Below are 12,351 nucleotides of genomic sequence, written 5' to 3' on the forward strand. Positions count from 1 at the left end.
TCAGTTCCTTTCTCTTTCGTGTTCGTCTGCTTCTAAATCAGCGATGCGGTGGTTGGCCACCTTCATCTGCTCTTCCAAAATGGGGACGCGGCGGGCAAAATTGTTGTGCTCCCGCACCTCCCGGGTCAGCTCTTCCAGCTTGGTGTCGGTCACGGCCTGACTGCGGCTGTTGGCGATCAGCACGCCGATCAGGGTCACCGCACCGGCAAGGATGGCTGAGATGATGCTTTCCACTGGTTTCACACCTCCATCACGGGGATTCCATAATCCTCTGCGCACTGGTGTTCGATACGGCAGCCGCGGGCATTCTTCCAGCCAGGTGCGAAAATTGCCACATCGGCCTTTGCAAGGAACTCGATGCTCCGGGCCAGATAGTCCAGCGGCTTTGCTGCCGGGCCGAAATCATCAAAGAAGGTTTCCAGCGGAGCCACATCTTCACCCAACAGAGCCTTTGCCTTGCTGATCGCGGAGGTGCGTTCCTGAAGTACCTGTTCATCGGACAAGCCACCCATGGGCTGGCTGATAAAAATAGTCTTGCTCATGTTATTCACCTCACAGCGTCCACCGGCTCTTGTTCGGGCGGGTGTCTACGTGCACCCAGCCCTTTGCCCGGCCTGCCTTGACCGGGTAGCGGCCCACGCCGCCCCAGCCGGGCATCAGGCTTTCGGCGTAGGCGGCCACAGCCAGCGGGTCAGTATCCTGCACCTGAATGTCCGCGGCCCGGCCCAGCAGGTGCTGGCTGGATCTGGAGCCGCCCACCTTTGCGTTGTGGCTGGCGGTGCGGTAGCCGCTGGTGATGGTCACGGGCTTGCCGAAGTGCTCCCGGATGCACTGCAGCAGCACCACAAGGCCCTCGTCAATGAGGATGGTGTCGGTGCCGTCGCGGCAGCGGAACTCCCGCACGCGGAACGCGGGGGAGAGCTGCGCTGCGCCGTCCTTCTTCAGGCTATACTGTTTGATCGCCATATGTATCACGTCCTTTCACGGGGTCAGGCCCCGATTTTCACGTTCTCTTCCAGCTACTGATCTGCCTTGCCCTCAGCGTCCTTACTGCGTGATTTCCTCAAAGCCGCTCTTGATGAGAATTGCCTTGACCTTCTCCTTCAGCAGGCGGGGGCAGCGCTCATACAGAGCCTTTGCCTCCTCCATAGTCTCAGCAGACATGATTTCCTGTGCCCACAACATCGCCATCATACGTACCAACCTTTCTAATGCTTGTGTGATTTTATGCATAAACAATCTCGCTCATTTCAAGCAAGCACTGTTTCAACATCTCGTTTTCTTTTTGCAGTGCCGCCACCGTGTCCGGCAGCTTCTCCCGGGCTTCGGCCTTTTTGCGCGCTTCTTCCTGCGCGGCCAGCTCTTCGGCGGTGTAGCGGATGTACCTCTGGATGGGCAGCTGCTCGGTCCACGCGGGTCTTGCCGGTACGCCCGGCACATCAATGACCTTCCGTACATCCCTGCCGCCGCCGGGATACTCCGTTACGGTCTCGTAGTGGCTCACTTCCTCCACGCCTTCCACGGCGGGGTGCTCCACTGGCTCGGTGTCGTCCACCAGATACCCAAGCGTCAGGTCAGGGTTTTCAATGGCTGCACCGTTCTCGTCAATGATCTTCATGGTTCAAAACCTCCTTTCTCAGGCCACGCGCCGCCAGATGTGCACATAGTAGGCGGCAGGCTGCACGGTGGCGCTGCGGCCGTAGATGGCATTAGACTTGGATGCATCCGGGAAGGTCAGAGACACCGCAGCAACAAAGGCTGTCTCCCAGTTCTCTTGTTCTGTTTTCTCCGCTGTAAAGAGCAAGGCCAAGTTCATGCGCCCTCTGCTTCAGCTTAAGAATATCGCCCTCGATCAGGGCTTTCGGATAGGTATAGTCTCCCGCAACCTTAACAAGGCCCGGTCTTTTGCTTGCAAACTTCATGCCCTCGACAATAACGCCGTAGGCACCAGCTGCCTTGAACTTTTCAAGGTTTTCGTAAACTTCTCCGTATACCTCATGCATGTACGGCTGAATCCTGACGATCAGGCGCTTCACACTCGGAGCAACCTTTCTCGCAATTTCCAGACGTTCTTCAAACGATGGTGCGCCTTCTTCGAGCTTGTCATAGCTGCTGCACACCACTGATCTGCACAACGCAGTTGCACTTCTTCAGCAGTTCGAGATATTCAGGCTCTGCGATGATCCTTCCCTTTGTCGAAACAACAAAGGGGTATTTGGTTTCAGCAAAGACGCGCAGAGCGTTGTAGCTCATGCGGTAATAGCGCTCACAAGGCTGGAAAGGGTCGCTCACGCCCCCCAGTGCAACGGAATATTCCAGTCACACCAGTTGGTCTCAGACGTTCGCTTTCCCTGAATGCAACGCTCTGTCATGAGCCGCTCTCCCTGAATCTTCTGAATCCGCTCAAGCCAGTCAGGAAGCAGCTTGTCCTGCCACTTGCAGTGCTGTATGACATCGTAAAACGCCTGTTCTGCGATATCATCCGGGGCCGTCCGAAGGTCTGACTTTGCCCAGACCGTGGAAATCGCCTTCCGGCTCTCGTCTGTTTGGGGCTTGCCGAAATAGGCATCTGCCACGGCCAGCAGTTCGATGATCTTCTCCATCGTCAATCATATCACCCCCCTTGAAGATGTCTGCATAGACATCCGCTGCAGATCTGGATGTATTGCCCGGTGCAGGCTTGTTCTGTTGCTGCTCACGGTCACGGGATATCCACCCGGATGCTGCTGCCTTCCAGTTCTTCATGGGATTCCGGCCCACCTTCCAGCCGTTGGATTCGTAATAGGCATGGAACCGAATAGCCTGCGCTTCTGTGCCACCTTTCTCCGCAAAGTAACTTTTCACCGTTTCAACATCCGGCGGTGAAAACCTGCTTTTGGGGGTAGGGGGCAGCGCTTCAGCGCTATTACTATCAGATACTTTAGTATCTGAGTAATTATTAGTTTTTAATTTTAGGGGGCTATTGGTTTCGTTTGGTTTCTCAGAAAAACCAATTGGTTCCGTTTGGTTATCGTCAAAAACCTTTTGGTTTCCGTCGGTTTTCTTTGGCCTGCCGCCCTTTCGGCCTGCTTCTCGGTGTGCAGTAATAGCACGTCTGTACGTCTCAATATTCCCGTCAAGCGCTTCCCTCTGAGATTCAAACGCCACCTGTTCGATAGGCTCAAGCCCTTCCGGTTCACTCCCGGTTTCCACATAGTCCCGCATTGCATTCACAACATGCCTGAATGCCGCATCATCAAGAATGTCAAGAAGTTTGAACGATGTGAACAGGATCAACAAGCCTTTCGGGCGAGCCATTTCAATATCGTCCACTACTAACCACCTCCTTCCCGTTTTTGAAAACCAAACGCTTTTCGTAAAAACCATTTGGTTTTATTTGGCTTTTACAGGTCAATGATCTTAACCTCAACGCCGTAGCCGATAACGTTCCGGCACTGCTGTTTGATGCGGGGGATCGCAACAGCGCTGCTTTTGAGGAACTTCTTCGTGCTTGGGGTGCAGGCCAGATACAGCGTAACGCCGTCCAGACTGGCCTTGGTTCCGCGCAGGTTGTCCGCAATGAACTTGTCACCGTAGACCTCAACACGGCGAATAACCTCTCCCCAGTTCGCAAAATCCTTGCCCGGATACTTCGTAGGGGTTGCTTCCGATTCAGCCTGCGGGCTGTTCTGGCTCTTGAGGTCGTTCAGGGCATCCAGCATTGCCGTCATGCAGGAACTGCACACCTTGATCTCGTTCTGAAGCTCAACAAGGGCACTGTTCAGGCCCACCAGCTTGTCAATGGCCTTCTTCATGTCTTCGTTCTGCTGGTACAGGCGGCTGTCGATAGATTTCAGCAGGATACACACCCGGCTATCATCTGGGGTATCATTCGGTACATCCTCAAGCATGAAGTCGTATGCACCGTTGCGGATATTGACAACTGCCGACACGGAACGACCGATAATGGCTGCGACCTCTGCATCTGACAGGCCCTTACTAAGAAGAAGCTTTGCATTGCGCACCTCTTCCGGCGTAATATTTCTTTTTGCTCGCATTTTTCTCTCCCTCATTTCTGCCGCTCAGAACGGCAAATCTTCATCGTCGTTGATAACGGCAAAATCGTCCGTGCCGGTCTCAGCCGCCTGCTGGGCGCTCTGAGCGTTTATAGCTTCGCTGACATAACTTTCCGTCTGTTCATCAAAACCCCGCGTAGACGTGCTGTCAGGGGCTTTCGAGCCGCAAAAGCTGACCTCACGCACCTGAATCTCATAGGCAGTGCGGTTGTTGCCCTGCTTGTCCTGATATTTCCGGGTCTGCAAGCTGCCATTGACGGCGATCATGCTGCCCTTGTCGAAATACTGGGAGATGAACTGCGCCGTCTTGCCCCACGCCACACAGGGGATAAAATCCGTCTCACGCTGCCCGTTTGCAGAGTAGCTGCGTTCGCAAGCGATGTCAAAGGAGCAGACCTCCTTGCCGCTTGTGGTGATGCGGAGTTCTGGGGTGTGGGTCAGGCGGCCCATAATTGCAATCGTGTTCAGCATAGATCAGCCCTCCTTCGGCTGCTTCTGGGCACACGTCCAGCACAGGATGCGCCCAAACTTCTTCTTGGTGCTGGCGGCGGTCTCTGCCGGTTCCACGGTGCGGCCCTTATAGGTCACCGGCTGAAGTGGTTTGCCGCAGCAGGCGCAGATAAAGGGCTGTTCCTGTACAGGCTGCGATTTCGGGGCAGGAGCATTACGCTTCGGAGCAGGAGCTTCACGCTTCGGAGCAGGCTGCTTCTGCGGCTTGTTCACACCTGCGGGGTTTCGACCTTCTGCCGCATGATACTCGTCCGTGTCGGCATCCTTGGTATCGTCGATGCAGAACAGGCCGTTCAGGGCATACTTGCGGGCGTAACTGCTGGATGTTCCCGTCACCTGTGCAGCGTCCATCTTGGTTTTTTGCTCCGGCTCTCTTGCGTATGCCTTCACGGAAATGCAGCCACCATACAGATTCCCGCGACCAATGCGGTGCAAAGAGCCGCTTGTTCCATCTGTGTGCCGCAGGCGTAAATTTTGGGGTTGCCATCCGATCCCAGCTGGATTTTCAACTGAGCGTTCGGGTTGATTTTCATGCTCCTACCTCCTGATAGTCAGTTGCGGGGCCGCAGCTGTCCAATGTCCATCCAATGACCGGGTGCCATTCGCCATCTGCAAAAACCTGCATGCCGGTGTGGTTTTCGTCCTTGACTTGCCCGCCCAGCTGGTAGCAGCCGGATGCCCGGCTTCCATCCCAGCGGAACCACTTGTTCCAGAACGTCGGTGCCACGTATGCGCATCCGGTGGGTGCGTCGGCCCGCTTGGATGCAGGGGTGTAAGGTTTGCTCATGCGGATTCTCCTTTCTCAACAGTAGGGAAGAACAGCTCCCCGATTTCGTCCTGCCGGATGTCCAACAGTTCACAAATTGCTACGATCTCTTTACTTGTCCACGGCTGGTGCCCGTTCATCCGGGCGCTCATAGTGTACCGGCCAATGCCGCTATGTTCAGCGACTTCCTGATCGCGGTAGCCGCAGCTGTGGAACCGCCCCCGCAGCTTCCAGTACGGAATCTGCCGGAAGGTGCCCTGTACGACCTTCATCATGCTTTTTCGACCTCTTTTCTTTGATGTGTGCCAGCCGTGCAGGCTGGTTCTTGTCCCAGCGGGCTTCCCGCCAGTATTTGTTCCGCCCGTTCATCAGGCGGTCTCCTTGCCAAGACGCTGCTCCTTCTCCTGCTCGCTCAAAAGCTCGCGAGGGTCAACGTTCAGCGTGTCGGCAATGGCCTTGAGCGTCCGGGGGCTGGTGCCACCCTTCTTTTTGATGTAGTAGTAGGTGGCCCGCTCAAGGCCAGCAGCCTGCATCAGCTCGGTAACATTTACTCCCCGTAAAATCATCAGGGATTCAATTTTTTTCATGTTTACCTTCAAATTATCACCTTCTTTCACGCTTCCAGCCGCTTTGCCCGGCCATTCAGGAACTGGTTCACAAAGTAAATCTGTCCCTTTCCAGTCACCTTCGGGGTCTTGTTGATGCTGGTGTGGCCGTCCGAGTGCACCACGGTGGTCTCCTTGATCTCAAACAGGCACATTTCCACGGCCCGCTGGGTGGGCATATTATAGTCGCTGCGCTTGGGGTCGCGGATCAGATAGCCGTGCTCACGCATCCAACTGAACAGCCGGTTCTGCCCGATCTGCACACCGTTCTGGCACAGCAGTTTTGCCAGCTCACCTACAAGGATGCTCTTCTTGCTGGCGCTTACAGCATCCGCAAAGATGCCCTTCGGGGTCAGCTCTGCAATCTGAGCGTCCTTGTGCTCCAGCTCGTCGTGGGCGGCAATCAAGGCCTGCGCCATCAGCTCCGCGCGGGAAAGCTGCGGGCGCTGTGCCAGCTGCTTCTCCATCTCGTTGAAGGCTTGGATGTACTTGAGCTTCCATCCCAGCGCAGCCTTGCCAGTAAAGCCCATGACCAGCAGGCTGAAGCCGTCGCGGTTCATGAGGTAGGTTCGCTGAGGTCTGTCGTAGCTGTCCGGGGCTTCCGCCTCGAAAAACATCTCCCCAAAATTGGGGACATCTTTCTTGAAGGTATCAATGTCACGCATCACATGGTCGTGACGCTTCTCGAAGTTCTCAGCGATTTGGCGGCTGGATGCTACCGGCTCGCCGTTCTGGGTGGATAAGATGATCTCGTTCATTGTGAACTCCTTGTTATTGGCTCCTACCTGCTGTAAAATAGTAGCAAGCAGAAAGGAGGTGGATTGCATGAAATTCAAAATTGATGTAAAATGCTGCAAATGTAAATGTTCTTTTGAGCTTGCTCCTACGAGTTTTCTCAAGCGCGAATCAGCTGAATGCCCGAATTGCGGTCAGCCCATTCCCGCAGCTGAGTACGAAACTCTAAAGGCAGGAATCACCGCTCTTGGCAGCCTGCCCGGACATATCGGCCCGGACGATGGCGGGAATCCTTTCGCATTCGCGGAGCCGGTTGGTTTTGATCTCTGCGTGAAGGAAGATACTTCCGCATATCTTCATTCACTTGAGCCTGCTGATGAACCCCAGTCTTAAATTTTAGCAATCTTCTTTAAATGAGCTTTCACGACTTCAAGCATTACCTCTGCTTGTTCGACTGAAAGCTCGTTTTCCTTTAGAACGGCATAAATATCATCACAAACGGTCTTGAACTTCTCGCCGCCAAGTTCCTCTGCGATATACTCAACCGGTGCCGGGGTGATGCCCTGCATCAGCCTGTCCATCGTTGCATATTCTCTGTACGTCATGGCTCTTACCTCCTTTGAAATGTAACTTGTAAGGTTACTTAATGGCCAAAAAATACGGCCTGCGGATTGTCGATACTCAAAAGTTCCACAATCTTTGAGGCTTCATCTGTACCAAAAACACGTTTCTTGAGCTTGCGTGTTAAGGTCTGCTCCGAAATTCCAAGTTCCTGAGCCAACATTTTTTGAGTGTAGCCTGCTTTGACCATGTACGACTTGAGCAAATTGACGTTTACCACACTTTTCACCTCCAAACGACCCCAGTGTAACTTGTGAGGTCACAAGTATAATAGCATCATATTTGTAACCTGTCAAGTTATTTTTGATAATTGAATTAAAAATATTGTAAACTGATGGTTTATCTGCTATACTATAGACATCAAAGGAGGTGCTCACGGTGACTGTAGGCGATCGCATTCGACAGGTACGTCAAGAGCAAGATGTAACCCAACAGGAGCTTGCCGATTACATCGGCGTATCAAAGCAGGCTGTATATAAGTATGAAAATAATATTGTAACCAATATACCGACAGACAAGGTTGACGCTATTGCCAAACGGCTGAAAGTATCTCCCGCCTACCTGATGGGCTGGGAAGAACAGCCGGAGCCCAAGAAGCCCACCATCCCCCCGGGCTTTGAGCCGATGCCAAAGATGGACTGGGTGCCGCTGGTAGGCCGGATCGCCTGCGGGACGCCCATCACGGCGGAAGAAAATGTAGAGCAGATGGTTTGTGTACCTTCTCGCTGGCACTCAACCTTTACGCTGACCTGCAAGGGCGACAGCATGGAGCCCCGCATCCACGACGGTGATCTGGTGGCGATTCGCAGCCAGCCGGAGGTGGAGCAGGGAGAAATCGCAGCGGTGCGCATCGGCGATGAAGCTACCCTGAAGCATGTGTATCTTCACGAAAACTTTATAGAGCTCCGCCCGGAAAACCCGGCGTTTGAGAGCATTATCCTTACCAAAGAGGAAATGAACACCGTTGTGATCGAAGGCAAAGCTGTGGGGCTCTGCCGAGATATATGAGGTGAATGCTATGACATTTTACGAGAAGTATTTGGAACTATGTGCCAGTGTGGACAAGACCCCGTCCGGTGCAGCGTTAGAGATGGGTCTTTCTAAGCCAACCGTGAACCGCTGGAAAAATGGCGGTGGTATTACAGATGCTACTGCCAGAAAGGTTGCAGCATATTTTGGCGTTCCTGTTGACTGTCTAACCAGAGAGACCGATGACCCCGCCCCTGAGCAAAAAGAAAAAGCCCCCCAGTCAGACGTTGACCGCCTGATGGAGGGCTTGAATGCCGAAAGTATACGGAAACTGAGAGAGTATGCAGAGCTGCTCCTGCTTGGGCAGGAAAAAGAAGAAAAGAAACCTTAAAGCGCAGACATCCTACTATAATAATAGTGTAAAAATGTACAAAAGTGTTGTAAATATCACTTATAAGTGATATAATAGCATAGGCGCAGACAGGATGTGGTTATATTGAATGATCTTGAAACACTGCTGCAACTAGTGATGTTGCTTGCAAAATATGGAAATTCAGTTATTGTTCATGATGTTTTCCGAGATGAGCTTGCTGGCTTACTTGCAAAATCAGGTTCGGAGGATAAGTTTTTCAAACGTTTAGCATCGTATATTCAACAGCTTGTGGAAAATGGGGAAGCCGCAATTGGCCCTCCGGGTGCACCGATCGAACATTTGGCAGGGCAAAAGAACCTTTGTGCTATGAGGTTCAAACTTGGAATTTCAAATCTTCGGGTTTTCTTTGTTTATAAAGATGGTTTAATATACTTGCTATCTTCTTTCTACGAAAGACAAGGACACAAAAACACTGAATACAGTACCCACACACCTATTGCTAAAACGCGTTTTGCAGAACTTATGGAAGGAGAATGAAAATGTCTCATAGAACAACATTGTCTGACCTTATCGCTGCCATAGCCAAAAACATGACTACTGCCGAACTTGCAAAGGCCGTTGTAAATATCCAAATTCAGCAAATGATACACGACACCCGCATGGCAAAAGGCTGGGCGCAAAAAGATCTTGCTGATAAAATGGGGGTAAAACAAAGCCTTGTTTCCCGTTGGGAAAGCGGGGATTGCAACTATACCATCGACACTTTGATTGACATTGCTGATGCTTTGGGGCTGTCGGTACAGTGCCCTTTGAAGCCCGATGAAAGAATCATGTCCACCGAACCTGAAAATGTGAAGTCTGATGCTGCAAACAACACAGCTTTTAAAACGCCTGACTTTTCTTCGTCAAGGTTGATTCGGTTCCCTGAAACACCTAAAAAGCCAACCGGAGGTGCACACAATGGATTCAAAGCAGTTTGAAGCTGACATTCAGTATCTTGGAAGCTTTCTTACGGAATGCTCTTTTAATAATAATATCATTGATGCTGTGTCGCAGTGTGAATTAACGCATCAGCTTTCTGTTTCTATCAGTGAGCAAGTTCCAATTGATGATCCTTCTAAGAAGGCTGCTTATGTCAGGCTCATTCTTGACGGCGTTTATTCATTGCAGGATGGTTCAGAAGCTTCCTGCAAGTATCACATGGTTATACACGGCAAGTTTATGATTGATAAGAGCGTACCTGACGAAGATTTTGAAGCAAAATTGTGGTTCAATGGCTCTGCAGCGGTGTATGGCATTGCCCGTTCAAAAATGGAGGTTATGTCCTCTATGGTTCTTAATCATGGAAAAATCGAGCTTCCAATGGTCAATATGTACGAACTGCTCAAAGCTCAGTTTGAAAAAGAAAACAAAAGTTAATCCTCGTTCTATGTTTATCCTCCGGGAATGACGGGGTGCCATGTGGCGTAGAATATCATTCACTTGTAAGAGCGGGGTTTGCTGAGCGCAAGCCCTGCTTTTTGTTTTCCATTTTCTTTTTTATAGGGAGTTTACAATGGGAATTTTCAAATGGTTGAAAAAGGCTACAAAGGTCATTGGCAAGATGGCTGTTGAAGCAGCGGAAGAAGATGAACGTTCAAAATACTCACCAAATCCTGAGTGGATGGGGCAAATGGATCTTGTCAACTCTCGTGCGAATGCAAGGATATTAGCCCCTCAGCTTTTGAAACAGGCTCAAGATTGTGCCAGAATCCTCTCGTCAACCACTGAACCGTCAACGTTCTTTATGAGATACGATTTTTGCGTTGGTCGGCTTATGATGCTTGAAGATTGTAAAAAATACGGAGTGAATGCTGCTACCACCGATTCGCTGAACAAATACACAGATTTAGACTTCAGGGATGGCGCAATAGAAGAACTTATACATCGAACCCAGATAAAGTATTCTAACAAAATACTGACGCTCAAGACATCAAAGGCAAAGGAAAACTGGGCAGCAAAGTATCATCAGGCTTTTGAACCCTACCTTTCTTATATGAGCGACCGGCAAAAGACAGCCCTTGGCGAAGCAAGCGCTGAATTATTTGAACTGGCTGGAAAATAAAAGGCCCCTCGGCAAAGCCGAAGGGCCAATGTATAAAGGAACCGTTTCAATCAGTCCCTTCATGTGCGAGCTGGGTTCTTCGCAGCGCGGCAGCGTATACTTCCAGCTTTTTGCGGTTATCCTTTGAGAGGGTGTCGTACACCTTCCTCATGTATCGCTTGTCTCCCTCAACACCTTGGGCGCTTTCAAGAACAGCAGCCTTCTCCTGCATCTGCGGTCACCTCCATGTTTCCATTTTTGTTTTATAGCCCTCTCCAAAGCTCACAAAACAACTGCTCACAACCATGTGTTACATCAAACGGTTGTTGTTGTCAACAAATATCAAAAAATTGGATGCTTTTGCAATTTCAACCGAAAGGAGCAGAACGATGAAAAAGAGAACGAACACGGCATTTTGGGTCGAGAAGGAAAGCCGCTGGTGCATCGCGGTGCAGAAGAACGGTACCCGCAAGCGCTTTTACAGCAGCACGCCGGGCCGAACAGGACAACGGGAAGCAAACGCAAAAGCGGACGCATGGCTGGATGACAGTATCCGGGACGGCAGGAAGAAGGTAGCCACCCTCTATGCCGAGTGGGTGGAAGAGCTGAAGCTCACCTGCGGCACATCCTATGTTGAGCAGTGCAAGAAATACGGAGATTACTATATTCTGCCTGTCTGTGGGGACATCCGCATTGACGAGCTGACCGAAGGCGATCTGCAAAAAGCCATCAATATGTCTTTCAAAAAGCGATGCCTTAAAAAGGAGCGTCAGCGTAGGTCAAGCGACAAGCCTTTGAGCCGCAAGACCATTATGACGATCCGCTCAACGGAGATCAGCTTTTTGAAATGGTGCCGCCGGAACAGGTACAGTACGATGTTCCCTGAGCTGTCTATCCCGAAGAATGCCCGCATGGGGAAGAAAAAGATTTTACAGCCGACCGCTTTGAAAGTTCTGTTTGATGTGGACACCCGCCTTTACTATGGCAAGCTGGTCTTTGACGAGTATATCTATGCCTACCGGTTTGCAGTTGCTACAGGTGTACGCCCCGGTGAACTTGTGGGGCTCTGGTATGGTGATATCAAAGGAAACACGGTCAATCTGCGCCGCAGCATCAACCGGTTGGATGAGGAAACCACCGGCAAGAACGAAAACGCCATTCGCTCATTTGACATGGGCGAGGAAGCCCATGAGGCCTACGAAGCGCAGGTGGCCTTGCTGAAGGCTTCCGATATCCCGCTGAACTATACCACCCCTTTGTTCCAGATCCCGAACCAGAGAGCTTTATTCAAGCGCTGGAAGAAGTACCAGCGTGACAATGGCATTGAGCCTCAGGTCACGCTGTATGAGATGCGACACACTTTCGTCAGCATTGAATCCGGCGTATTGACCGACAGCCAGCTGAAGATGCTGGTCGGTCACAGCAAGAACATGGACACTGCCGGAGTGTATCGGCACGAGCTTGACGGTCAGAGGGAAGATCTTGCTGCCGCTACCACCGCGGCATTCAGGAAGGCTCAAGGGTGATTCTGGTAACACATTTGGTAACACTCTTTTTTGTAAACGTAGCAAAATACATGGGCTACAAACCAACCGCACTACCTTTTTAGCAAGTGTTTAGGCGCGTTGCAGATA

General features: G+C 51.4%; 27 protein-coding genes. 8 read left to right on the forward strand and 19 right to left on the reverse strand.

The features are described from left to right. From ACGHUK_RS05975 to ACGHUK_RS06050, 16 genes are all read right to left on the reverse strand, one after another. Nucleotides 1-234 (reverse strand): hypothetical protein, encoded by a 234-nt coding sequence (locus ACGHUK_RS05975; protein WP_173012902.1) that lies wholly within the window; start codon nt 232-234, stop codon nt 1-3. A 5-nt stretch (nt 235-239) separates the two neighbouring features. Beyond that, nucleotides 240-542, reverse strand: a complete 303-nt coding sequence (locus tag ACGHUK_RS05980) for a DUF4406 domain-containing protein (protein WP_349137299.1) — start codon at nt 540-542, stop codon at nt 240-242. A gap of 10 nt (nt 543-552) precedes the next feature. Then, complete coding sequence (locus ACGHUK_RS05985) at nt 553-966, reverse strand: D-Ala-D-Ala carboxypeptidase family metallohydrolase (protein ID WP_349137300.1); 414 nt, start codon at nt 964-966, stop codon at nt 553-555. Between the two features lie 81 nt (nt 967-1,047). Further along, nucleotides 1,048-1,194 (reverse strand): hypothetical protein, encoded by a 147-nt coding sequence (locus tag ACGHUK_RS05990; protein WP_349137301.1) that lies wholly within the window; start codon nt 1,192-1,194, stop codon nt 1,048-1,050. Between the two features lie 31 nt (nt 1,195-1,225). After that, entirely contained in the window at nt 1,226-1,618 is a 393-nt protein-coding gene (locus ACGHUK_RS05995) for a hypothetical protein (RefSeq protein WP_349137302.1), read from the reverse strand. A gap of 18 nt (nt 1,619-1,636) precedes the next feature. Beyond that, nucleotides 1,637-1,816, reverse strand: coding sequence for a hypothetical protein (locus tag ACGHUK_RS06000; RefSeq protein ID WP_390575486.1), 180 nt, complete (start codon nt 1,814-1,816; stop codon nt 1,637-1,639). Nucleotides 1,817-2,103: 287 nt separating this feature from the next. Beyond that, nucleotides 2,104-2,253, reverse strand: coding sequence for a hypothetical protein (locus ACGHUK_RS06005; protein WP_390575488.1), 150 nt, complete (start codon nt 2,251-2,253; stop codon nt 2,104-2,106). 225 nt (nt 2,254-2,478) lie between these two features. Continuing rightward, nucleotides 2,479-3,312, reverse strand: coding sequence for a DUF6291 domain-containing protein (locus tag ACGHUK_RS06010; protein WP_390575491.1), 834 nt, complete (start codon nt 3,310-3,312; stop codon nt 2,479-2,481). Nucleotides 3,313-3,383: 71 nt separating this feature from the next. Continuing rightward, on the reverse strand, nt 3,384-4,037 hold the full coding sequence (locus ACGHUK_RS06015) for a hypothetical protein (protein ID WP_390575493.1): 654 nt from the start codon (nt 4,035-4,037) through the stop codon (nt 3,384-3,386). Nucleotides 4,038-4,061: 24 nt separating this feature from the next. Beyond that, entirely contained in the window at nt 4,062-4,526 is a 465-nt protein-coding gene (locus ACGHUK_RS06020) for a single-stranded DNA-binding protein (RefSeq protein WP_390575496.1), read from the reverse strand. Nucleotides 4,527-4,529: 3 nt separating this feature from the next. Next, nucleotides 4,530-4,955, reverse strand: a complete 426-nt coding sequence (locus ACGHUK_RS06025; protein ID WP_390575498.1) for an ERF family protein — start codon at nt 4,953-4,955, stop codon at nt 4,530-4,532. Next, nucleotides 4,952-5,098 (reverse strand): hypothetical protein, encoded by a 147-nt coding sequence (locus tag ACGHUK_RS06030; RefSeq protein ID WP_390575499.1) that lies wholly within the window; start codon nt 5,096-5,098, stop codon nt 4,952-4,954. Before ACGHUK_RS06030 ends, ACGHUK_RS06025 begins: the two co-directional genes overlap by 4 nt. Next, nucleotides 5,095-5,352 (reverse strand): hypothetical protein, encoded by a 258-nt coding sequence (locus ACGHUK_RS06035; protein WP_390575501.1) that lies wholly within the window; start codon nt 5,350-5,352, stop codon nt 5,095-5,097. Before ACGHUK_RS06035 ends, ACGHUK_RS06030 begins: the two co-directional genes overlap by 4 nt. Beyond that, on the reverse strand, nt 5,349-5,606 hold the full coding sequence (locus ACGHUK_RS06040) for a hypothetical protein (protein WP_097775530.1): 258 nt from the start codon (nt 5,604-5,606) through the stop codon (nt 5,349-5,351). The genes ACGHUK_RS06035 and ACGHUK_RS06040 overlap by 4 nt, the downstream gene beginning before the upstream one ends. A 93-nt stretch (nt 5,607-5,699) precedes the next feature. Further along, complete coding sequence (locus ACGHUK_RS06045; RefSeq protein ID WP_143405602.1) at nt 5,700-5,918, reverse strand: helix-turn-helix transcriptional regulator; 219 nt, start codon at nt 5,916-5,918, stop codon at nt 5,700-5,702. A 26-nt stretch (nt 5,919-5,944) separates the two neighbouring features. Further along, entirely contained in the window at nt 5,945-6,694 is a 750-nt protein-coding gene (locus ACGHUK_RS06050) for a phage regulatory protein/antirepressor Ant (RefSeq protein ID WP_349936101.1), read from the reverse strand. A 67-nt stretch (nt 6,695-6,761) separates the two neighbouring features. Between ACGHUK_RS06050 and ACGHUK_RS06055 the strand changes: the two genes are divergently transcribed. Next, nucleotides 6,762-7,064, forward strand: a complete 303-nt coding sequence (locus tag ACGHUK_RS06055; RefSeq protein WP_349936102.1) for a hypothetical protein — start codon at nt 6,762-6,764, stop codon at nt 7,062-7,064. On the opposite strand, the gene ACGHUK_RS06060 is transcribed toward ACGHUK_RS06055, so the two are convergent. Further along, nucleotides 7,061-7,276 carry a hypothetical protein gene (locus ACGHUK_RS06060; RefSeq protein WP_390575504.1) on the reverse strand — a complete coding sequence of 72 codons (216 nt, stop codon included), beginning with the start codon at nt 7,274-7,276 and terminating at the stop codon, nt 7,061-7,063. The two genes, ACGHUK_RS06055 and ACGHUK_RS06060, sit on opposite strands and share 4 nt — an antisense overlap. Nucleotides 7,277-7,314: 38 nt before the next feature. After that, entirely contained in the window at nt 7,315-7,512 is a 198-nt protein-coding gene (locus tag ACGHUK_RS06065; RefSeq protein WP_227622660.1) for a helix-turn-helix transcriptional regulator, read from the reverse strand. A 158-nt stretch (nt 7,513-7,670) separates the two neighbouring features. On the opposite strand from ACGHUK_RS06065, the gene ACGHUK_RS06070 reads away from it, so the two are divergent. From ACGHUK_RS06070 to ACGHUK_RS06095, 6 genes are all read left to right on the forward strand, one after another. Next, complete coding sequence (locus tag ACGHUK_RS06070) at nt 7,671-8,300, forward strand: LexA family transcriptional regulator (RefSeq protein ID WP_349936104.1); 630 nt, start codon at nt 7,671-7,673, stop codon at nt 8,298-8,300. 10 nt (nt 8,301-8,310) lie between these two features. Continuing rightward, a complete protein-coding gene (locus ACGHUK_RS06075) occupies nt 8,311-8,652 on the forward strand; it encodes a helix-turn-helix transcriptional regulator (RefSeq protein WP_177720241.1) in 342 nt (113 codons plus the stop codon). A 105-nt stretch (nt 8,653-8,757) separates the two neighbouring features. Beyond that, the gene (locus ACGHUK_RS06080) at nt 8,758-9,171 is read left to right on the forward strand and encodes a hypothetical protein (protein ID WP_044954351.1); all 414 of its coding nucleotides are present in this window, start codon (nt 8,758-8,760) and stop codon (nt 9,169-9,171) included. A gap of 2 nt (nt 9,172-9,173) precedes the next feature. After that, complete coding sequence (locus tag ACGHUK_RS06085) at nt 9,174-9,614, forward strand: helix-turn-helix transcriptional regulator (RefSeq protein ID WP_349936105.1); 441 nt, start codon at nt 9,174-9,176, stop codon at nt 9,612-9,614. Beyond that, complete coding sequence (locus ACGHUK_RS06090; RefSeq protein ID WP_177720242.1) at nt 9,595-10,053, forward strand: hypothetical protein; 459 nt, start codon at nt 9,595-9,597, stop codon at nt 10,051-10,053. Before ACGHUK_RS06085 ends, ACGHUK_RS06090 begins: the two co-directional genes overlap by 20 nt. Nucleotides 10,054-10,189: 136 nt before the next feature. Further along, complete coding sequence (locus ACGHUK_RS06095; protein ID WP_154259802.1) at nt 10,190-10,738, forward strand: hypothetical protein; 549 nt, start codon at nt 10,190-10,192, stop codon at nt 10,736-10,738. Between the two features lie 46 nt (nt 10,739-10,784). Here ACGHUK_RS06095 and ACGHUK_RS06100 read toward each other — a convergent pair whose 3' ends face one another. Further along, on the reverse strand, nt 10,785-10,949 hold the full coding sequence (locus tag ACGHUK_RS06100; RefSeq protein ID WP_177720244.1) for a hypothetical protein: 165 nt from the start codon (nt 10,947-10,949) through the stop codon (nt 10,785-10,787). Between the two features lie 157 nt (nt 10,950-11,106). Here ACGHUK_RS06100 and ACGHUK_RS06105 point away from each other — a divergent pair, with 157 nt between their 5' ends. After that, nucleotides 11,107-12,243, forward strand: coding sequence for a tyrosine-type recombinase/integrase (locus tag ACGHUK_RS06105; RefSeq protein ID WP_390575511.1), 1,137 nt, complete (start codon nt 11,107-11,109; stop codon nt 12,241-12,243). Nucleotides 12,244-12,351 lie beyond the last annotated feature (108 nt).

The organism is Faecalibacterium sp. i25-0019-C1 (assembly GCF_042854225.1).
Classification (GTDB): domain Bacteria; phylum Bacillota; class Clostridia; order Oscillospirales; family Ruminococcaceae; genus Faecalibacterium; species Faecalibacterium taiwanense.